Consider the following 21458-nt stretch of genomic DNA (forward strand, 5'->3'; position numbering starts at 1 on the left):
GCTGACAAACTTGATCGTCGTACGGTTTCTCCTCTGTGGGAAACCGACGAACAATATATCGACATACTGTTGGGTCCTGAGAGAACACGCGAGTGTTTCCTCGAAGGAAGTAACGACAAATGACTGCAGTTGTCATACCGGTCCACTTTGGTGGGTGTTGGTGTCAACGTGTATGTGGTTGTTTGTGTGTTGTTTGAGAACTGCACAGTGGACGCGAGCATCTTTGTTGTAAGTAATGAAGAGCGTACGGTGGATGCCTTGGCACCAGGAGCCGATGAAGGACGTAGGAGGCTGCGATAAGCCTCGGGGAGCTGTCAACCGAGCTGTGATCCGAGGATGTCCGAATGGGGAAACCCAGCACGAGTGATGTCGTGTTACCCGCGCCTGAATATATAGGGCGTGTGGAGGGAACGTGGGGAAGTGAAACATCTCAGTACCCACAGGAAGAGAAAACAACCGTGATTCCGTGAGTAGTGGCGAGCGAAAGCGGAAGAGGCTAAACCATGGGTGTGTGATAGCCGGCAGGCGTTGCATTCGTGGGGTTGTGGGGTTCATTTTGTCAATACTGCCGTGTTGGCCAACAGTAAGAAATCACAGGGTTAGTGGAAGTGGTCTGGAACGGCCTGTCGTAGAGGGTGAGAATCCCGTACACGAAAACTTTGTGACTGTTGTAATGGAAACCCAAGTAGCACCGGGCCCGTGAAATCTGGTGTGAATCTGTCGGGACCACCCGATAAGCCTGAATACTCCCTGGTGACCGATAGCGGACTAGTACCGTGAGGGAAAGGTGAAAAGTACCCCGGGAGGGGAGTGAAATAGTACCTGAAACCGTGCGCTTACAATCCGTCAGAGCCTTCGAGCAGTTTACTGCTGGGGGTGATGGCGTGCCTTTTGAAGAATGAGCCTGCGAGTTAGTGGCATGTCGCGAGGTTAACCCGTGTGGGGTAGCCGTAGCGAAAGCGAGTCCGAATAGGGCGATCGTAGTGGCATGCTCTAGACCCGAAGCGGAGTGATCTACCCATGGCCAGGTTGAAGCGACGGTAAGACGTCGTGGAGGACCGAACCCACTTAGGTTGAAAACTGAGGGGATGAGTTGTGGGTAGGGGTGAAAGGCCAATCAAACTCCGTGATAGCTGGTTCTCCCCGAAATGCATTTAGGTGCAGCGTCGCGTGTTTCTCACCGGAGGTAGAGCTACTGATGGTCTAGGGGGCCCACAAGCTTACCGAAATCAGCCAAACTCCGAATGCCGGTGAGTGAGAGCGCGGCAGTGAGACTGCGGGCGATAAGGTTCGTAGTCGAGAGGGAAACAGCCCAGATCGCCAGCTAAGGTCCCTAAGCGTGTACTAAGTGGAAAAGGATGTGGGGTCGCGAAGACAACCAGGAGGTTGGCTTAGAAGCAGCCACCCTTGAAAGAGTGCGTAATAGCTCACTGGTCAAGTGATCCTGCGCCGACAATGTAGCGGGGCTCAAGTACACCACCGAAGCTGCGGCATTCACGCGATAGCCCCCAGTTGATCCACGGATTTTCTGGCAGGTGTGTGGATGGGTAGGGGAGCGTCGTGTGGCCATGGAAGCGGCAGGGTGACCTAGCCGTGGAGGCCACACGAGTGAGAATGCAGGCATGAGTAGCGAAAGACGAGTGAGAAACTCGTCCGCCGAATGACCAAGGGTTCCTGGGCCAGGTTAATCCGCCCAGGGTGAGTCGGGACCTAAGACGAGGCCGACAGGCGTAGCCGATGGACAACGGGTTGATATTCCCGTACCCGTGTGAACGCGCCCATGGTGAATCAGTGATACTAACCATCCTGAAGCCACGAGAAGACCTTCGGGTCTCGAGTTGGTGGATGCATGGGACCTGATCTGGTAGTAGCCAAGCGATGGGGTGACGCAGGAAGGTAGCTGAGCCAGTCAGTGGTAATACTGGTGTAAGCGTGTAGGGCGTGACCTAGGCAAATCCGGGTCGCACACAAGCCTGAGACGTGATGCGTAGCCGATTGAGGCGAATTCAGTGATCCTATGCTGCCGAGAAAAGCCTCTAGCGAGCTTTCACACGGCCCGTACCCCAAACCGACACAGGTGGTCAGGTAGAGAATACTAAGGCGATCGAGATAACTATGGTTAAGGAACTCGGCAAAATGCCCCCGTAACTTCGGGAGAAGGGGGGCCCTGTCTGGTGACGACATTTACTGTCTGAGCTGGGTGGGGCCGCAGAGACCAGTGAGAAGCGACTGTTTACTAAAAACACAGGTCCGTGCGAAGTCGTAAGACGATGTATACGGACTGACGCCTGCCCGGTGCTGGAAGGTTAAGAGGACCGGTTAGTTCCTTCGGGAGCGAAGCTGAGAATTTAAGCCCCAGTAAACGGCGGTGGTAACTATAACCATCCTAAGGTAGCGAAATTCCTTGTCGGGTAAGTTCCGACCTGCACGAATGGCGTAACGACTTCTCAGCTGTCTCAACCGTAGACTCGGCGAAATTGCATTACGAGTAAAGATGCTCGTTACGCGCGGCAGGACGAAAAGACCCCGGGACCTTCACTACAGCTTGGTATTGGTGTTCGGTTCGGTTTGTGTAGGATAGGTGGGAGACTGTGAAACGGTGACGCCAGTTATCGTGGAGTCGTTGTTGAAATACCACTCTGATCGAATTGGACCTCTAACCTCGGACCATGATCTGGTTCAGGGACAGTGCCTGGTGGGTAGTTTAACTGGGGCGGTTGCCTCCCAAAATGTAACGGAGGCGCCCAAAGGTTCCCTCAGCCTGGTTGGCAATCAGGTGTCGAGTGCAAGTGCACAAGGGAGCTTGACTGTGAGACTGACAGGTCGAGCAGGGACGAAAGTCGGGACTAGTGATCCGGCACCGGCAAGTGGAAGCGGTGTCGCTCAACGGATAAAAGGTACCCCGGGGATAACAGGCTGATCTTCCCCAAGAGTCCATATCGACGGGATGGTTTGGCACCTCGATGTCGGCTCGTCGCATCCTGGGGCTGGAGTAGGTCCCAAGGGTTGGGCTGTTCGCCCATTAAAGCGGCACGCGAGCTGGGTTTAGAACGTCGTGAGACAGTTCGGTCTCTATCCGCCGCGCGCGTTAGAAACTTGAGGAAGGCTGTCCCTAGTACGAGAGGACCGGGACGGACGAACCTCTGGTGTGCCAGTTGTTCCGCCAGGAGCACCGCTGGTTAGCTACGTTCGGAAGGGATAACCGCTGAAAGCATCTAAGCGGGAAGCCTGTTCCAAGATGAGGTTTCTCACCCCCTCGAGGGGGTAAGGCCCCCGGCAGACCACCGGGTTGATAGGCCAGAACTGGAAGTGCAGTAATGCATGCAGGTGACTGGTACTAATAGGCCGAGGACTTACCACAAAGAAGCTACGCGTCCACTGTGCGGTATCTGAAACAACACACAGATACTGATGAGAAACCCTGTTTTCTCCATCCCCCAACACCAGAAACTGGTGTTGACGGGTGGTGAAACCAGGTGATCAGAAGAAGGTTACTGTGACAGTTTCATAGAGTTACGGCGGTCATAGCGAAGGGGAAACGCCCGGTCCCATTCCGAACCCGGAAGCTAAGCCCTTCAGCGCCGATGGTACTGCACTCGACAGGGTGTGGGAGAGTAGGACACCGCCGAACACACATTAGAGAAGCCCCCCAACCAGTACTGGTTGGGGGGCTTTCTCGTACCCAAAACACCCCCACCATCACCAACACCCGAAAGCACCGCCGCCGGCACCCCCGACTTCGAGCGAACGGCACTTTCGTCGCCTCAGATCGACCGAACGTACCGTTCACACCATCAAAGGGGCGGGCACGCCGCCGGCACCCCGGCATGGAGTGAACGGCACGCTCACCCTCTTGGGCGAGGGGAACGGTACGTTCACACCATCACTGAAAAGCGTGCGCGCACCACAGGTCTCGTCAGTCGACGGTCAATCGCGACACCAACCTGCCACGGAACCCGTCGAGCGTGGCTAGGCTCGGAAGAGGTGCCCCGTGTGATCGGGCCCACCTCACCTGTGCACACGTGATGACTACGGAGGCTTCGATGACCGATATTCTCGACCGCACCAAAATCTATGTTGATGGCGCCTGGATCGAATCCACTGGCAGCGGTCGGATCGACGTTCTCAATCCGGCTACCGAAGAGCTGATAGGAACTGTCGCCGAAGGCACTGTCGAAGATGTCGATGCGGCCGCGAAGGCAGCACGAAAGGCTTTCCCCGCTTGGTCTGCACTATCCGGCGGCGAGCGAGCCGAATATCTTTCCAAAGCCGCGGCGATTATTGCCGAACGTACCGATGATCTTGCGGCGCTGGTTTCGCAGGATATGGGAATGCCGATCGGATTCGCGAAGCCCGTGCAAATCGGAATGCCGCTCGCGAATTTGAATGCATTTGCCGAATTGGCTCGCACTTATGATTTCGACGCTCACGAGGTCGGGAATTCGCTGATTGTTCGCGAACCTGCGGGTGTTGTCGGCGCTATCACTCCCTGGAACTTCCCGCTCCACCAAGTTGTCTTGAAGGTTGGCGGTGCGCTCGCGGCGGGCTGCACCGTGGTTCTCAAGCCCACCGAGGTTGCGCCACTCATCACGTACGCTCTCGCTGACATCTTCGACGAAATTGGTTTGCCTGCAGGTGTATTCAACCTGGTAAGTGGCTACGGCCCGGTAGTGGGTGAAGCCATCGCCGGCCACCCGGAAGTCGACATGGTCTCCTTCACCGGGTCGACTCGGGCAGGCAAGCGAGTGGCCATCGTTGCCGCGGACACCATCAAGAAGGTCTCGCTCGAGCTGGGTGGCAAGTCGGCGAACGTCATTCTCGACGACGCCGATCTCGAAAAGGCTGTCACGGACGGCGTCGCAAAGTGCTTCATCAACTCGGGCCAGACCTGTTCGGCGCTGACGCGTATGTTGGTTCCCGCGGAGAAGGTGGATGAGGCAGCGGCAATTGCTGCTGCGGTCGCCGCTCATTTCCCGGTAGGTGATCCGACTCAGCCGACTTCGGTGCTTGGTCCTCTGGTGAACGCGAATCAGCTGGGACGCGTTCGCGGATACATCGAGAAAGGTGTGTCGGAAGGCGCCACCGCGGTTGTCGACGGTCGCGAAACCGGTCTGGCCAGTGGATATTTCGTCGGTCCGACGGTGTTCGCGAACGTGACCGAAGACATGACCATTGCGCGCGAGGAGATCTTCGGACCGGTCCTCTCGATCATGGGCTACAAAGACGAGGCCGACGCAGTGCGGATCGCTAACGGCACCGAGTACGGACTGGCCGGTGGCGTTTGGTCAGGTGACCCCGATCGCGCGGATCGCGTCGCACGGCAACTGCGTGCCGGGCAGGTCGAGGTGAACGGCGGCGCCTTCAACACGAATGCTCCGTTCGGTGGGTACAAGCAGTCGGGCGTCGGGCGCGAGGCCGGCACGTTCGGGCTCGAAGAGTTCCTCGAGATCAAGGCGATTCAGAGATAGTTTGTTCGAGAATGGCGATGCTCCCGTACCAAGTGCGGGAGCATCGCCATTTTTGTACCCGGATCAGGACTTGGCGGCATCCAAATGCTGAGCCGAGATGTTCGCCAGATGTGTCAGGTCCGAGGCCACGGTCGCGAACGTGTAGCCCTCCCCGAGCCGTTGTGCCGCAACCTGACCGGAAGGTGTGTGGATTCCCGCAGCGACTCCGCTGACGGCGGCAGCTTCGCGCACCCTGGTGAGCGCTGATTCGAATTCCTCGGCGACGTCCGGATCGTTGGAGTGCTTACCTCCGACGGCGATTCGTAGGTCGGACGGCCCGACGTACACGCCGTCCAATCCGGGCACTGCGCAGATCTCTTCGACGTTCGCCAGACCCTGTGGGGTCTCGATCATCGCAAATACAACGGTGTCGCGGTTCGCGTCGGCGGGAACGGGGCCGATACGGAGTTGCGAGCGCATGGGTCCGTAGGAGCGGATGCCGAAAGGCGGATACTTGGCGGCTGCCACGGCGGCCGCTGCCTCTTCGGCGTTGTTGATCAGCGGAACGATGACGCCCACAGCGCCCGCGTCGAGTGCACGGCCGATGGGCGTCGGGTTGTTTGCCTCGACGCGCACCATCCCGACGGTGGACGGTGACGAGTCGATGGCGGTGAGCCCGGCGACCATCCCCGAATAGCCGATCAGGCCGTGCTGCATGTCGAGGGCAATGTAGTCCCAGCCGACGTGCGCGATCCATTCGGTCGAGATCGGGCTGTCGATGACGGACCAATATCCGAGTATGCGTTCGCGTCCTCGGATGCGTGCGGCGAATTCCTGTGCTGACATAGTGAAGAACTCTTCCTGATGAAGGTCGGGTGTTTCAGCGGTTGTAGTTGGGCATGGGGCCTCGTAGGGCGGCACCGACGAGATCACACTCTTCGACGGTCGAGGCGTCGAGTGGACCTCGCCCGATGGCCGCGATATTGGATTCGAGGTGCGTTACTTTGGATCCTCCGAGGAGCAGCGATCCGGCGACGGGCTTGCTGACCAGCCAGCGCAACGCAAGCTCGGTCAGGGAGATGCCCGACTGCTCTGCGATTGCCGTCAGTTGAGCGATCGCGTCGAATATCTGTGTGTTCCAGTATCGCTCCTTGTACATCGACGCAAGACGTGAGTCGCCGAATCGGCCGTCGGCGGGACTTTCGTCGAAGGTGTGGCGCCCCGTGAGCAGGCCCCCACCGAGTGGGTTGTAGACCATGGTGGTCAGTCCGGTCACGTCCGCGAATTCTGCGTATTCTTCTTCGATGCGACGCGCGAGCAAGTTGTAGAGCTGCTGTGCGACGATCGGTCGGGGAGCTCCGACTGTGTCTGCGGTGTAGTTGATTTCACTGATTTGCCACGCTGCGAAGTTGGATACGCCGAGTGTGCGGATCTTGCCCTCGGCAACCAGTTCCGCGACGGTGGTGAGAGTTTCGGTCAGCGTGACGGTTCGGTCCGGCTGATGGAGATAGAACAGGTCGACGTAGTCCGTGTCGAGTCTGCGCAGGCTTCCTTCGACGCTTGCTCGGAGCCCCTCTGTCGAGAGTGGGCTGTTGTCGCCGGCATCGGGATGCGGCATTCCCGCTTTGGTGGCCAGAGTGACGGAATCGCGTCGGCCGTGGAGCAGCTTTGCCAGCATGCGCTCGGACTCGCCGCTCGCATAGCCGTTGGCCGTGTCGATGTGAGAGATACCGGCGCCTAGTGCTGCGTCGAGCATCGATCCGGCGCCCGATATGTCGACCGTGTCTCCGAATGTCATGGTGCCGAGCACCAGTTTCGGAAGCTCGAGTGGGGCGGTCATCAGGCAACTCCTCGTGATTCGGTCTGCTTGGCTAGCAAGTTCTTGGACAGGGCTGCCACCACGTGGCGTGGTTTGATGCCGACCATGGTGGTGGGATCGAGAGCAGCGCCTCGTAGTGCGCGGGTGTACGGCTCGCGCGGGCTGGCGAGAACTGTGTCTGTGGAACCGGATTCGACGATGGTTCCTTTCGACATCACGACTACGGTCTCGCTGATTTCTCGGACGACGCCCAAGTTGTGTGAGATGAAAACGTACGTCAGACCGGTATCGGCCTGAATTTCACGTAGGAGCTCGAGTACCTGCGCTTGCACCGACACGTCGAGAGCGCTGGTCGCTTCGTCGCAGACCAGGATCTCGGGTCCGCTGGCAAGTGCACGAGCAATTCCGATGCGCTGACGTTGGCCTCCTGAGAACTCCGCCGGACGCCGGTGTAGTGCCGAGCTGGGCAAGCCAACGCGATCGACGAGTTCTGCTGCTGCCTTTGCACGTTCAGACTTGCTCCGAACACCTTTGAGGCGCAGTGGTTCTCCGATGATGTCCTCGGCAGTCAGATGAGGGTCGAGCGATCCGTACGGATCTTGGAACACCATTTGAACGCGAGAGCGGTAGGGGCGCAGCGACTTCTCCGACATCTGCGCGATGTCATTGCCGTCGACGAGAATGCGTCCACTGGTCGGTGTGAGGAGTCGGACGATCGATCGAGCGATGGTCGACTTGCCACATCCGGATTCGCCGACGATGGCCAAGGTCTTGCCCTTTTCCACCGAGAAGCTCACAGCATCCACGGCTCGGAAAACTCCGTCGGGAACCGGATACTCGACCACGAGATCTTCGACGGCGAGAAGTGGCGTTTCGTGGCGGGTCATGCCGAGGCTCCGATCTGTGTTGAACGGGCGGGGTCGCCGTCCCAAGGCCCCAGTTGAGGTATGGCGTCGAGAAGCTTTTGTGTGTAGGCGCTTTGCGGTGAGTCGACGAGAACGTCGGCACTACCGGTCTCGACAAAACGTCCGTCCTTCATCACGTAGATGCGATCGGAGACCAACCGCGCAACTCCGAGATCGTGAGTGATGACCAGCATTCCGATGCCGGTGCGCTCCTGCAACTCGAGCAATAGATCCAGAATCCCGGCCTGAACGGTTACGTCCAGTGCGCTGGTGGGTTCGTCGGCCACGATCAGTTCGGGGCCGGCAGCAAGAGCGCCGGCGATCAGGACGCGCTGCAACATTCCACCCGACAGTTGATGCGGGTACTTGTCGAGTTGCTGATCCGGATACGGAATGCGTACCTGCTCGAGCAGTTGCACTGCCCGCTCGATTTGTTGCTTCTTCGCGGTCACACCGCTGTGGCGCACTGCTTCTCGAAGTTGGCTACCGATGGTGTGGACGGGACTCAGAGCCGTCATCGGGTCCTGGGGGATGAGCGCGATGTGTTTTCCGCGAATATCGTTCAGGATCTTCGTGTTTCCGAGAATGTCCTGACCCTTGAACACGGCTTTCCCGGAAAGAACCGCAAGATCGTCCGGAAGCAGTCCGAGAATCCCCATGGCTGTCGTCGACTTTCCGGAGCCGGATTCACCGATGATGGTGACGGTTTCACCGGCGTCGATGCAGAAGGACACGCCGTCGACGGCTCGGATGACGCCGTTCGCCGTGACAAGTTCGATCTGGAGATCGTCGACCCGTAGTAGATTTCCCATGTCTCACGCCTTCGCTTTCTGGGCGCTGCCACGCCCGAACAGGCTTGCGCCCAGTCGTTTCGAACCTGCAGGACGATCGCGCAGACCATCGCCGAGTAGGTTCACTCCGACGACCAGCAGCACGATCATCAGACCGGTCAACGTGACGATCCACCATGACGTGGTGATGTAGTCCTGGCCGTCGGCGATGATTCGTCCCCAGGTAGCGAATGGACGTTGCGGTCCGGCGCCGAGGTAGCTCAACGAACTTTCCAGCAGTACGGCCTGCGCGAGCAGCAGCAGGACGACGAGCGATGCCTGCTTGACGATGTTGGGAATGACGTGACGAAGCAGGATGGCCATGCGGGTAAGTCCGAGGACTCGAGCTGCAGCTACGTAAGGCTTTTCGCGTTCGACGAGTACCAATGAGCGAGTCAACCGTGCGACTTCGGGCCACTGTGCGATCGCGATGACAAACGTGATGACGGGAATGGACGGGCCGAACAGCGCAACAACGAGAAGCAGCATCATCAGCAAAGGCAGAGAAAGCTGTGCTTCGAGTAGGCGGGAGATCACGGTGTCGACCCAACCACCGAAGTACCCCGCGGCGGATCCGGCGACGATGCCGATGACGCCGGAGACGATCACGGCGAGAATACCGATCGTCAGAGACACCTGGCCGCCGTGCAGGATCCGTGAGAGCAGATCTCGTCCCAACTGATCGGTGCCGAACAGATGGCCGTCGGTGAGGGGCGGTAGCCGTCGACTGCTCAGGTTGGTCTGGTTCGGATCTGCAAGGGGGAGTAGTCCCGCCAATGCAACAGGAAGAATCACCAGGAGCGCGCAGATCGAGCCGGTCCAGATCTTGACTCGGCTGTCTCGCTTACGGCGCGTGGCTCCGGCGCGTGCGAAGTCTGCCTCGGTGACCGCGCTGGCGCGTGGAGTTGTTGGAGGTTCCAAGACGGTAGTCATCAGTTGGCGCCCTTTCCGAGTCGCACGCGTGGATCCAGGAGGGGGTAGAGGAGGTCCACTGCCAGTTGCACGAGCACGGCGAGAACCGCGGTGACAAGCACGGTGGCCTGGATGAGCGGGTAGTCGCGAGTCTCGAGTGCGCGGACCACCAGCGAGCCGACACCAGGCCAGGCGAACACGACCTCGACCACCACGACGCCGTTCAGCATTCCGGCGAATCTGGTGCCCAGCGCGGTGACGATCGGAATCGCCGAATTACGCATCGCATATCGCCAGGTGAGTTCGCGTTCCGATACTCCGCGAGAGCGTGCGACCGTGATGTACGGAGAAGCGAAGGCCGAGACCATTTCGCGTCGAACCATCCGGGAGATCAACGCGATCTGAAGGATGGCGATGGTGACGGTAGGCAGGATCAACGACGGCCATGTGGTGAAACCGGCTGCCGGGAGTACTGGGATCAAGACCGCGAAGATCGTCACCAGCATCAGGCCGCTCCAGAACTCCGGCATGGACTGCCCGCCGACGGCTACGACGTTCGCACCGAGTTCACGTCTGGTGTCCGCGCGACGGGCCATCCACACGCCCAGCGGAATCGAGAGCACGGCGGTCAACAGAATGGAGCTGACGGCAAGGGTGATGGTGTACGGGAGACGGCCGAGGACAACGTCCATGGCCGGCGCCTGGAACGAGTACGACGTGCCGAGATTCAGGTGGACGAGGTCCCACAGGTAGATCAGGTATTGGGAGAACACCGACTTGTCCAAGCCCATGTCAGCACGGATCTGTGCGAGATCCTCGGTGCTGGCCAGCGGTCCGGCCAAGGCGTAGGCAGGATCGCCGGGTGCCATTCGGATCAGGACGAACACTGTTGTGAGCGTGAGGAAGATCGTCAAGGCACTCTGTGCCAGACGTTTGAGCACGTATTTGACGGTCGGGTTGATCCTTGTGCGTCGACGCGGAGAGATTCCGAGAGCGGTTTGCGGTTTCGGAGCGGTGAGAGTCATCGCCTCAGGCCTCCAATCGGACGGCGCCGAGGTCGTAGGAGTTGATTGGGGTCAGTGAAACATTTTGTACACGAGTGCGTTTCGCAAGGAGTGCGTTGGGTACGAAGCTCCACAGGCAAGGCCAGGTGTTCCAGATGTCTTGTTGTGCGGCGTCGAGTAGAGCGGCGCGCTTGGTCGGGTCTGGTTCACTGGATGCGGCTTGGATCTTCGCGGTGATTTCGGGGAAGACGTACCCGTGATAGGTGTCGCGAGTTGCTTCCTTCTCCGCTGTGCCGGCGTACATCCCCTGCAACGTGGTCAGTGCAAGTCCGGTCTGGTTGCCGTAGCCGTTGCCCAGCACATCCCAGTCGCCGGTCTTGCCCTGGCGCCAGGACGAGATGTCACCGCCCGGTTCGAACTGCTGGAGTTTGACGCGTACTCCCACGGCCTTCATCATTTCGAGTACCGATTCCATCACCGAGACGTCGTTGGTGAACTCTCCGGTTTCCCAGATGAAGGTGAGTTCGAGGTCGTCGGCACCTTCGGCCTCGAGCATTTGCCGCGCTTTCCGTGGATCATATTGGTAAGTACCGGTTTTCACGGCTCCGTCCAAGGTCGACGGTGCGGGGCCGGTGGCCGGGACTGCGGAACCGATCAGCACGTCCCGAGCGAGTGACTCACCGTCGATGGCATACGTGAGAGCTTCTCGGACACGCGGATTGGACAGTGGGTGATCGGCGGGCTTGCGGAAGTTGAAGAACAGTTGGTTGATGCGTGTGCTCGGTACTGTGTCCACCTGGACACCAGGCAGATCGGCGAGTTGTTCGGCGGAATCGGGACTGATCGAGTCGATGACGTCGACCTCGCCGCTCCGAAGCGCGACGACGCGGCCGGCCTCTTCGGGAATGAAGCGGACCTGAACACGACGAACGCCGGGGGCCGGGCCCCAGTAGTTGTCATTGGCGACAAGTGTGTAATCGCCGGTGCCCCGGTTCGATTCGCTGACGACGAACGGTCCCGACCCGATTCCGCTCTGCAGTTCGTTGGGTTCGTTGGCAGCGGCCGGGGTGATCAAGATGTTGGACATGAGCGAGTCCAGAACCGGCACCGGGGAATTCGTCCGAAGGATGAAGGTGCGATCGTCGATGGGGACGACCGTCGGCCACTCGGGGAACTGCGGTGCGACAAACGATCCGCTGACCTGCTGGTACATCTGCATTGCCGTCGTGACGTCGTCGATCAGCACAGGTGTGCCGTCGGAGTAACGGATGCCCTCGCGGAGTCGAACCGTCCACTCGGTCGGGCCGGTCGATTCGAACCTGTCAGCGAGAACGAGTTGCGGTGTCAGATTGTCGCCGATCCGGGTGAGACCTTGTCTGACGCCACGTTGAGCCGTGACTGCTGCGTCGAATTGATTGAGTTTGTTGTCGAGGCTGACGAGCGAGCGGTTGAGCCCGAGCACCAGGGTGTCCTGTGTCGGTTTCCCGGTAGGGCCGGCGCACGCGGCAGTCGTGCCCAGAAGCGTTGCGCCACCGATCAGCCCGGTGAACTGCAGAAAGGATCGCCGGGAGAGCTGTGGTGTTCGCAAACGAGTATTGGTCATCGGTGACCTTTCGATCCTGACGGGGCAGCGTGGGGGCGACGCTCCGAGCGGACTGTTGGTGAACAATCGCGTCGGGCTCTCGCTTGTAACTCAGCTCACAATGGCACTGTTGCGCACTTCGCGCAAGTCCCGTAACTTCGATTGCGTACTTCGCGCATCGTTTGCGATGCTGTGCAAACTCGATTCAGACCGAAAGGGGGTCGAGGAATTCGATGAAACCACTGGTAATCATCGCTGATGATCTTTCCGGAGCAGCGGAGTCGGCCGCAGGATTTCTGCTCCGCAGTTCGGGCATATCGCTTCGGCTCGGCCCAGATGCGCCCGACGGATCAGGAGTGACGGTTTTCGATCTGCACTCACGGCGATCCGACCCCGCCAGAGCCTCTCGGGACGTGAGATCAGTTCTGCAATCGTCTGACGGCTCCGAGATCGTCAAGAAGATCGATTCCCTGCTCAGGGGCAACATAGCAGCGGAGGTTGGAGAACTCTCCCGCGACGGATCCCCGGTCATCGTCGCCGCCGGACTGCCCAGACAAGGGCGCACGGTGCAAGACGGCGTGGTGTTGGTCGATGGGGTTGCGTTGCACTCCACCGACCTGTGGCGCGCGGAGTCGAAGCCGACTCCTCGGTCGATTGCAGAGGCGCTCGGCCCGTCGGCAATCACTTCTGGCGTATCGCTGGATGACATTCGCTCCGGTCGTTTGATCCAGGTTCTTGCGTCGATCTCAGAAGCCGGGTCGGTGGCGATCTGCGACGTCGAGACCGAGAGTGATCTGGAACTGATTGTGGCTGCAGCACAGGAGGTTCGGGGTTCTCGATTGGTAGGAACCTCGGCGCTCGCGATGGCAGTGGCACGACGAAGAACCGTGCAGTCACCCGTCGCGTGCCCATCTCTTCGTGATTCTCGATTTACCTTGGTCGTCGTGGGGACGGCGGATGCGTCTGCCGGGGACCAAGTGGCATTGCTTCGGGATTCAGGGGCGCATCATATCGAAGTGAACAGTGCTGAGCTGCTGGCGCATTCGGTCGATCCGCTTCCGATTCTGAACGCACTGGATCGCGGAAACGTCGTGGTTTCGGTAAGTGGACCTGTCGTGCCTGCAGAATCCGTCCACCTCGTTTCGGCTCTCGCCGATCTGATCGCTGCCGTCGATGCAGGATTCTCCCACGACGAGTACCCGATCGACCTGGTACTTACCGGTGGCGAAACCGCGCGCAGCGTTCTCGACCGCCTGCGGATCGACACGCTGTCACCGATTTACGAAATCGAACACGGCGCCGTACTTTCCGTCGATCGCACCGGACGGTACATCGTCACGCGGCCAGGCAGTTTCGGGAATGCACACAGTCTTTTCTCCATAACGAAGTTTCTCGCGCACCCCACCCCGGTCGCCGCTCCGGACAGTCCACCTTCAGTTACTCCTTCAGACAACGAGGTCAATCCCATGTCAATCGAATCCACTCCACTGCCGCTGATTGCTGTCACGATGGGCGACGGCGCCGGCGTCGGACCGGAAGTGATCGTCCCCGCACTCCTCGACGCCGAAACGAGAAAGCGTTGCCGCCCTGTTGTTGTCGGCGACGCGAAGCGTTTGCGATTGGCTGCCACGGTGCTCGGAATCGACGTCGACGTGGTCGCGATCGAGGAGATCAAGGATGCTGAATTCATCGATGGACGGATCAACGTCATCGACCTGGACTTGCTACCCGAGGATCTCGCCTGGGGTGAACTGTCGGCAGTCGCGGGGGATGCGGCCTATCAATATATCCGCGTCGCAAGCGAACTCGCCGTACGCGGTGAAGTCCAGTCGATCTGCACGGCGCCGCTGAACAAGGAAGCGCTGCATGCGGCAGGACACATCTATCCCGGACACACGGAATTGCTTGCGCACCTGACCGGTACCGAGGAGGTGTCGATGATGTTGTCGACCCCCAAGCTCAAGGTGATTCACGTGACAACTCACATCGGACTGCTCGATGCAGTTGCCAGGATCGAGCCCGGCCTGGTCGAGAGGACCATTCGTCGAGGTCACGAAGCTTTGGTGCGCACGGGCAATCCATCTCCGAAAATCGGCGTGTGCGGGATCAACCCGCATGCGGGGGAGAACGGGCTTTTCGGGTACGGAGAGGAAGAGCAGAAGATCATTCCCGCCGTCGAACTCTTGAAGGCAGAAGGAATCGACGTCCACGGCCCACTGCCGGCGGACACGGCATTCTTCCTCGCTGGACGTGGGGACTACGACTTGATCGTTGCGATGTACCACGATCAGGGGCACGGCCCGGTCAAAGTTCTCGGGATCGAGGCCGGCGTCAACATCACCGTCGGGTTACCTGTCATCCGTACCTCCGTCGATCACGGAACCGCTTTCGATATTGCAGGTAAGGGCATCGCCGAGGCCGGTAGTATGGTCGAAGCGCTGCGGCAGGCGGCCGAATTGGCAACCAGCACATTCGTTTCCAAGTAAGAACCACGGTTTGTAGGGGGAGGAGCGATGGCCATCCGGGAGTCGGAGGCGAGGCGGTCGGAGATTGCGAGGCTCGCTCGCACCAGCGGTCTGGCCAGTGTCGAGGATCTGTCTGCCCAATTCGGGGTGACTGCATCCACGATTCGTCGCGACCTGAGTCAGTTGACTGCCCAGGGAGTAATTGCTCGAACGTACGGCGGGGCGATTGCTCTCAACCCTCATCCGGAATCCTCCTTGCGTCAACGCGCAATGGAGGGATTCGACGCCAAACGGGGCATCGCCGAATGGGCTGCTGAGCAGGTCCGGCCCGGAGAAACCGTGCTCCTTGATGCAGGTACCACCGTCGGAGCGATGGGAGAGTTCTTACGTCACGTGACGAATTTGACGGTGATCGCTGCAGGGCTGACGGCGCTCGAGGCGTTAGCCGACGCTGATGGTGTTCGAGTCGAATGTCTCGGGGGGACCCTGAGACAGCTCAGTCAAGGATTCGTCGGGCCACTGGCGGAAGCGTCGCTGCAGCGGGTGTCGTTTGACAAGGCATTCCTCGGTGCCGATGCAGTTACCGCTGACCTGGGTATTTGTGAAGCTGAGCTCGATCAGACCCGGCTCAAGGAAATGATGATCGAACGTGCCGGCGAGGTCTACATCCTCGCCCACTCCGCCAAGCTCGGTGAACGTCCTTTCCATGCGTGGGCGCCGATACCGCCGGGGGCCGTGCTGGTTACCGATGCTGCAGTAGACGCAAAGCAAGTCGCGTTGTTCGAGGATGCAGGTATCCGAGTCCAAGTGGTGTGAGTTCCCGCTGCGTGCCGATCCGGGCACGGTGTCCGGCGTCACATGATATCCGAATTCGTGAAAATCGACTTAAACGGGCAATCTTGCTGGGGAAATGGATACCTCTGAGTCTCTGACCTGTGGATTTGTCAAAGACTTCGGCGGACGCGTAACTTATTCCAAGTCAGAGCGACACGGACACCGACTCCCACCTGCGAGGGTGAGTGACACGAGGTTGTACGAAGTGCCTGGCGAACACAATCCAGTTTTTCTTCACGGGGTTCCGGTTTGCGCCGGTGGCCAGGTTGGGATAGGCTGGAAAAGTTGCCCCGGAGCGGCGGCCGTAGGGTCGTGGTGATGGTGTGTGCGTGTTCTTTGAGAACTCAACAGTGTGTCGATGAATGTCAGTGCCAAAATTTTTTTGGTACTTCACATGTCGGATGATGTTCCGGGCCTTCGGGTTTCGGTTCTGATGTTCGGGGTGTGAGTATTTTTCGTCGGTGATTGTTCATTCTTCCGTCTGAATGGTTGCCGACACATTTTTTGCTAGTTGAGTTTTTTTGCTAGTGATTTGACTCTTTTTGTCTATGACTGATTAGCCGGCCTTCGGGTTGGTGATATCTAGAGTCTTCAACGGAGAGTTTGATCCTGGCTCAGGACGAACGCTGGCGGCGTGCTTAACACATGCAAGTCGAGCGGTAAGGCCTTTCGGGGTACACGAGCGGCGAACGGGTGAGTAACACGTGGGTGATCTGCCCTGCACTTCGGGATAAGCCTGGGAAACTGGGTCTAATACCGGATATGACCTCCTATCGCATGGTGGGTGGTGGAAAGATTTATCGGTGCAGGATGGGCCCGCGGCCTATCAGCTTGTTGGTGGGGTAATGGCCTACCAAGGCGACGACGGGTAGCCGACCTGAGAGGGTGACCGGCCACACTGGGACTGAGACACGGCCCAGACTCCTACGGGAGGCAGCAGTGGGGAATATTGCACAATGGGCGAAAGCCTGATGCAGCGACGCCGCGTGAGGGATGACGGCCTTCGGGTTGTAAACCTCTTTCAGCAGGGACGAAGCGCAAGTGACGGTACCTGCAGAAGAAGCACCGGCTAACTACGTGCCAGCAGCCGCGGTAATACGTAGGGTGCAAGCGTTGTCCGGAATTACTGGGCGTAAAGAGTTCGTAGGCGGTTTGTCGCGTCGTTTGTGAAAACCAGCAGCTCAACTGCTGGCTTGCAGGCGATACGGGCAGACTTGAGTACTGCAGGGGAGACTGGAATTCCTGGTGTAGCGGTGAAATGCGCAGATATCAGGAGGAACACCGGTGGCGAAGGCGGGTCTCTGGGCAGTAACTGACGCTGAGGAACGAAAGCGTGGGTAGCGAACAGGATTAGATACCCTGGTAGTCCACGCCGTAAACGGTGGGCGCTAGGTGTGGGTTCCTTCCACGGAATCCGTGCCGTAGCTAACGCATTAAGCGCCCCGCCTGGGGAGTACGGCCGCAAGGCTAAAACTCAAAGGAATTGACGGGGGCCCGCACAAGCGGCGGAGCATGTGGATTAATTCGATGCAACGCGAAGAACCTTACCTGGGTTTGACATATACCGGAAAGCTGCAGAGATGTGGCCCCCCTTGTGGTCGGTATACAGGTGGTGCATGGCTGTCGTCAGCTCGTGTCGTGAGATGTTGGGTTAAGTCCCGCAACGAGCGCAACCCCTATCTTATGTTGCCAGCACGTTATGGTGGGGACTCGTAAGAGACTGCCGGGGTCAACTCGGAGGAAGGTGGGGACGACGTCAAGTCATCATGCCCCTTATGTCCAGGGCTTCACACATGCTACAATGGCCAGTACAGAGGGCTGCGAGACCGTGAGGTGGAGCGAATCCCTTAAAGCTGGTCTCAGTTCGGATCGGGGTCTGCAACTCGACCCCGTGAAGTCGGAGTCGCTAGTAATCGCAGATCAGCAACGCTGCGGTGAATACGTTCCCGGGCCTTGTACACACCGCCCGTCACGTCATGAAAGTCGGTAACACCCGAAGCCGGTGGCTTAACCCCTTGTGGGAGGGAGCCGTCGAAGGTGGGATCGGCGATTGGGACGAAGTCGTAACAAGGTAGCCGTACCGGAAGGTGCGGCTGGATCACCTCCTTTCTAAGGAGCTTCTCCAATGTCAGGGTTCACACAGGTGAATTACTGGTTGGCAGAGACCGTTTCGGACACGATGTTGTCCGGCGGTTGCTCATGGGTGGATCGCTGACAAACTTGATCGTCGTACGGTTTCTCCTCTGTGGGAAACCGACGAACAATATATCGACATACTGTTGGGTCCTGAGAGAACACGCGAGTGTTTCCTCGAAGGAAGTAACGACAAATGACTGCAGTTGTCATACCGGTCCACTTTGGTGGGTGTTGGTGTCAACGTGTATGTGGTTGTTTGTGTGTTGTTTGAGAACTGCACAGTGGACGCGAGCATCTTTGTTGTAAGTAATGAAGAGCGTACGGTGGATGCCTTGGCACCAGGAGCCGATGAAGGACGTAGGAGGCTGCGATAAGCCTCGGGGAGCTGTCAACCGAGCTGTGATCCGAGGATGTCCGAATGGGGAAACCCAGCACGAGTGATGTCGTGTTACCCGCGCCTGAATATATAGGGCGTGTGGAGGGAACGTGGGGAAGTGAAACATCTCAGTACCCACAGGAAGAGAAAACAACCGTGATTCCGTGAGTAGTGGCGAGCGAAAGCGGAAGAGGCTAAACCATGGGTGTGTGATAGCCGGCAGGCGTTGCATTCGTGGGGTTGTGGGGTTCATTTTGTCAATACTGCCGTGTTGGCCAACAGTAAGAAATCACAGGGTTAGTGGAAGTGGTCTGGAACGGCCTGTCGTAGAGGGTGAGAATCCCGTACACGAAAACTTTGTGACTGTTGTAATGGAAACCCAAGTAGCACCGGGCCCGTGAAATCTGGTGTGAATCTGTCGGGACCACCCGATAAGCCTGAATACTCCCTGGTGACCGATAGCGGACTAGTACCGTGAGGGAAAGGTGAAAAGTACCCCGGGAGGGGAGTGAAATAGTACCTGAAACCGTGCGCTTACAATCCGTCAGAGCCTTCGAGCAGTTTACTGCTGGGGGTGATGGCGTGCCTTTTGAAGAATGAGCCTGCGAGTTAGTGGCATGTCGCGAGGTTAACCCGTGTGGGGTAGCCGTAGCGAAAGCGAGTCCGAATAGGGCGATCGTAGTGGCATGCTCTAGACCCGAAGCGGAGTGATCTACCCATGGCCAGGTTGAAGCGACGGTAAGACGTCGTGGAGGACCGAACCCACTTAGGTTGAAAACTGAGGGGATGAGTTGTGGGTAGGGGTGAAAGGCCAATCAAACTCCGTGATAGCTGGTTCTCCCCGAAATGCATTTAGGTGCAGCGTCGCGTGTTTCTCACCGGAGGTAGAGCTACTGGATGGTCTAGGGGGCCCACAAGCTTACCGAAATCAGCCAAACTCCGAATGCCGGTGAGTGAGAGCGCGGCAGTGAGACTGCGGGCGATAAGGTTCGTAGTCGAGAGGGAAACAGCCCAGATCGCCAGCTAAGGTCCCTAAGCGTGTACTAAGTGGAAAAGGATGTGGGGTCGCGAAGACAACCAGGAGGTTGGCTTAGAAGCAGCCACCCTTGAAAGAGTGCGTAATAGCTCACTGGTCAAGTGATCCTGCGCCGACAATGTAGCGGGGCTCAAGTACACCACCGAAGCTGCGGCATTCACGCAATAGCCCCCAGTTGATCCACGGATTTTCTGGCAGGTGTGTGGATGGGTAGGGGAGCGTCGTGTGGCCATGGAAGCGGCAGGGTGACCTAGCCGTGGAGGCCACACGAGTGAGAATGCAGGCATGAGTAGCGAAAGACGAGTGAGAAACTCGTCCGCCGAATGACCAAGGGTTCCTGGGCCAGGTTAATCCGCCCAGGGTGAGTCGGGACCTAAGACGAGGCCGACAGGCGTAGCCGATGGACAACGGGTTGATATTCCCGTACCCGTGTGAACGCGCCCATGGTGAATCAGTGATACTAACCATCCTGAAGCCACGAGAAGACCTTCGGGTCTCGAGTTGGTGGATGCATGGGACCTGATCTGGTAGTAGCCAAGCGATGGGGTGACGCAGGAAGGTAGCTGAGCCAGTCAGTGGTAATACTGGTGTAAGCGTGTAGGGCGTGACCTAGGCAAATCCGGGTCGCACACAAGCCTGAGACGTGATGCGTAGCCGATTGAGGCGAATTCAGTGATCCTATGCTGCCGAGAAAAGCCTCTAGCGAGCTTTCACACGGCCCGTACCCCAAACCGACACAGGTGGTCAGGTAGAGAATACTAAGGCGATCGAGATAACTATGGTTAAGGAACTCGGCAAAATGCCCCCGTAACTTCGGGAGAAGGGGGGCCCTGTCTGGTGACGACATTTACTGTCTGAGCTGGGTGGGGCCGCAGAGACCAGTGAGAAGCGACTGTTTACTAAAAACACAGGTCCGTGCGAAGTCGTAAGACGATGTATACGGACTGACGCCTGCCCGGTGCTGGAAGGTTAAGAGGACCGGTTAGTTCCTTCGGGAGCGAAGCTGAGAATTTAAGCCCCAGTAAACGGCGGTGGTAACTATAACCATCCTAAGGTAGCGAAATTCCTTGTCGGGTAAGTTCCGACCTGCACGAATGGCGTAACGACTTCTCAGCTGTCTCAACCGTAGACTCGGCGAAATTGCATTACGAGTAAAGATGCTCGTTACGCGCGGCAGGACGAAAAGACCCCGGGACCTTCACTACAGCTTGGTATTGGTGTTCGGTTCGGTTTGTGTAGGATAGGTGGGAGACTGTGAAACGGTGACGCCAGTTATCGTGGAGTCGTTGTTGAAATACCACTCTGATCGAATTGGACCTCTAACCTCGGACCATGATCTGGTTCAGGGACAGTGCCTGGTGGGTAGTTTAACTGGGGCGGTTGCCTCCCAAAATGTAACGGAGGCGCCCAAAGGTTCCCTCAGCCTGGTTGGCAATCAGGTGTCGAGTGCAAGTGCACAAGGGAGCTTGACTGTGAGACTGACAGGTCGAGCAGGGACGAAAGTCGGGACTAGTGATCCGGCACCGGCAAGTGGAAGCGGTGTCGCTCAACGGATAAAAGGTACCCCGGGGATAACAGGCTGATCTTCCCCAAGAGTCCATATCGACGGGATGGTTTGGCACCTCGATGTCGGCTCGTCGCATCCTGGGGCTGGAGTAGGTCCCAAGGGTTGGGCTGTTCGCCCATTAAAGCGGCACGCGAGCTGGGTTTAGAACGTCGTGAGACAGTTCGGTCTCTATCCGCCGCGCGCGTTAGAAACTTGAGGAAGGCTGTCCCTAGTACGAGAGGACCGGGACGGACGAACCTCTGGTGTGCCAGTTGTTCCGCCAGGAGCACCGCTGGTTAGCTACGTTCGGAAGGGATAACCGCTGAAAGCATCTAAGCGGGAAGCCTGTTCCAAGATGAGGTTTCTCACCCCCTCGAGGGGGTAAGGCCCCCGGCAGACCACCGGGTTGATAGGCCAGAACTGGAAGTGCAGTAATGCATGCAGGTGACTGGTACTAATAGGCCGAGGACTTACCACAAAGAAGCTACGCGTCCACTGTGCGGTATCTGAAACAACACACAGATACTGATGAGAAACCCTGTTTTCTCCATCCCCCAACACCAGAA

General features: G+C 58.4%; 10 protein-coding genes and 4 rRNA genes. 7 read left to right on the forward strand and 7 right to left on the reverse strand.

The features are described from left to right. Positions 1 to 226 precede the first annotated feature (226 nt). The 3 genes from P0M12_RS14875 to P0M12_RS14885 all read left to right on the forward strand — a co-directional run bounded on the left by P0M12_RS14875 (position 227) and on the right by P0M12_RS14885 (position 5468). A 23S ribosomal RNA gene (locus tag P0M12_RS14875) occupies positions 227 to 3361 on the forward strand. Between the two features lie 153 nt (positions 3362 to 3514). Further along, positions 3515 to 3631, forward strand: a 5S ribosomal RNA gene (gene rrf, locus P0M12_RS14880). A gap of 412 nt (positions 3632 to 4043) precedes the next feature. Beyond that, positions 4044 to 5468, forward strand: coding sequence for an aldehyde dehydrogenase family protein (locus tag P0M12_RS14885; RefSeq protein ID WP_007732506.1), 1425 nt, complete (start codon positions 4044 to 4046; stop codon positions 5466 to 5468). Between the two features lie 63 nt (positions 5469 to 5531). Here P0M12_RS14885 and P0M12_RS14890 read toward each other — a convergent pair whose 3' ends face one another. The 7 genes from P0M12_RS14890 to P0M12_RS14920 are packed head-to-tail and all read right to left on the reverse strand — an operon-like array spanning position 5532 to position 12520. Further along, positions 5532 to 6293 (reverse strand): aldolase/citrate lyase family protein, encoded by a 762-nt coding sequence (locus tag P0M12_RS14890; RefSeq protein ID WP_007732505.1) that lies wholly within the window; start codon positions 6291 to 6293, stop codon positions 5532 to 5534. Between the two features lie 34 nt (positions 6294 to 6327). Next, on the reverse strand, positions 6328 to 7287 hold the full coding sequence (locus P0M12_RS14895; protein ID WP_277377884.1) for an aldo/keto reductase: 960 nt from the start codon (positions 7285 to 7287) through the stop codon (positions 6328 to 6330). Then, positions 7287 to 8153 carry an ATP-binding cassette domain-containing protein gene (locus tag P0M12_RS14900; protein WP_007732503.1) on the reverse strand — a complete coding sequence of 289 codons (867 nt, stop codon included), beginning with the start codon at positions 8151 to 8153 and terminating at the stop codon, positions 7287 to 7289. The genes P0M12_RS14895 and P0M12_RS14900 overlap by 1 nt, the downstream gene beginning before the upstream one ends. After that, positions 8150 to 8983: an ABC transporter ATP-binding protein gene (locus P0M12_RS14905; RefSeq protein ID WP_007732500.1), complete on the reverse strand. Its 834-nt coding sequence runs from the start codon at positions 8981 to 8983 to the stop codon at positions 8150 to 8152. Before P0M12_RS14905 ends, P0M12_RS14900 begins: the two co-directional genes overlap by 4 nt. Before the next feature lie 3 nt (positions 8984 to 8986). Next, positions 8987 to 9934: an ABC transporter permease gene (locus P0M12_RS14910; RefSeq protein ID WP_007732498.1), complete on the reverse strand. Its 948-nt coding sequence runs from the start codon at positions 9932 to 9934 to the stop codon at positions 8987 to 8989. Further along, entirely contained in the window at positions 9934 to 10938 is a 1005-nt protein-coding gene (locus P0M12_RS14915; protein ID WP_198035682.1) for an ABC transporter permease, read from the reverse strand. The genes P0M12_RS14910 and P0M12_RS14915 overlap by 1 nt, the downstream gene beginning before the upstream one ends. Positions 10939 to 10942: 4 nt before the next feature. Beyond that, complete coding sequence (locus P0M12_RS14920; RefSeq protein WP_007732494.1) at positions 10943 to 12520, reverse strand: ABC transporter substrate-binding protein; 1578 nt, start codon at positions 12518 to 12520, stop codon at positions 10943 to 10945. A gap of 212 nt (positions 12521 to 12732) precedes the next feature. Here P0M12_RS14920 and pdxA point away from each other — a divergent pair, with 212 nt between their 5' ends. The 4 genes from pdxA to P0M12_RS14940 all read left to right on the forward strand — a co-directional run bounded on the left by pdxA (position 12733) and on the right by P0M12_RS14940 (position 21370). Then, positions 12733 to 14985: a 4-hydroxythreonine-4-phosphate dehydrogenase PdxA gene (pdxA, locus tag P0M12_RS14925; RefSeq protein WP_081557279.1), complete on the forward strand. Its 2253-nt coding sequence runs from the start codon at positions 12733 to 12735 to the stop codon at positions 14983 to 14985. A 27-nt stretch (positions 14986 to 15012) separates the two neighbouring features. Continuing rightward, positions 15013 to 15780 (forward strand): DeoR/GlpR family DNA-binding transcription regulator, encoded by a 768-nt coding sequence (locus P0M12_RS14930; protein WP_003941419.1) that lies wholly within the window; start codon positions 15013 to 15015, stop codon positions 15778 to 15780. Positions 15781 to 16389: 609 nt separating this feature from the next. Next, positions 16390 to 17907: ribosomal RNA gene (locus P0M12_RS14935) — 16S ribosomal RNA — on the forward strand. Between the two features lie 327 nt (positions 17908 to 18234). After that, positions 18235 to 21370 (forward strand): 23S ribosomal RNA (locus tag P0M12_RS14940). Together the 16S and 23S rRNA genes form the textbook arrangement of a ribosomal RNA operon. Positions 21371 to 21458 lie beyond the last annotated feature (88 nt).

This window comes from Rhodococcus sp. RCBS9, assembly GCF_029457415.1.
In the GTDB taxonomy this organism is placed as follows: domain Bacteria; phylum Actinomycetota; class Actinomycetes; order Mycobacteriales; family Mycobacteriaceae; genus Rhodococcus_F; species Rhodococcus_F qingshengii.

Bases quoted from the DNA above. Each gene is read 5' to 3' on its own strand.
- P0M12_RS14900 (WP_007732503.1), bottom strand. From the start codon at position 8,153: ATGACCCGCCACGAAACGCCACTTCTCGCCGTCGAAGATCTCGTGGTC.
- P0M12_RS14885 (WP_007732506.1), top strand. From the start codon at position 4,044: ATGACCGATATTCTCGACCGCACCAAAATCTATGTTGATGGCGCCTGG.
- P0M12_RS14890 (WP_007732505.1), bottom strand. From the start codon at position 6,293: ATGTCAGCACAGGAATTCGCCGCACGCATCCGAGGACGCGAACGCATA.
- P0M12_RS14905 (WP_007732500.1), bottom strand. From the start codon at position 8,983: ATGGGAAATCTACTACGGGTCGACGATCTCCAGATCGAACTTGTCACG.
- P0M12_RS14895 (WP_277377884.1), bottom strand. From the start codon at position 7,287: ATGACCGCCCCACTCGAGCTTCCGAAACTGGTGCTCGGCACCATGACA.
- P0M12_RS14910 (WP_007732498.1), bottom strand. From the start codon at position 9,934: ATGACTACCGTCTTGGAACCTCCAACAACTCCACGCGCCAGCGCGGTC.
- P0M12_RS14930 (WP_003941419.1), top strand. From the start codon at position 15,013: ATGGCCATCCGGGAGTCGGAGGCGAGGCGGTCGGAGATTGCGAGGCTC.
- P0M12_RS14920 (WP_007732494.1), bottom strand. From the start codon at position 12,520: ATGACCAATACTCGTTTGCGAACACCACAGCTCTCCCGGCGATCCTTT.
- pdxA (WP_081557279.1), top strand. From the start codon at position 12,733: ATGAAACCACTGGTAATCATCGCTGATGATCTTTCCGGAGCAGCGGAG.
- P0M12_RS14915 (WP_198035682.1), bottom strand. From the start codon at position 10,938: ATGACTCTCACCGCTCCGAAACCGCAAACCGCTCTCGGAATCTCTCCG.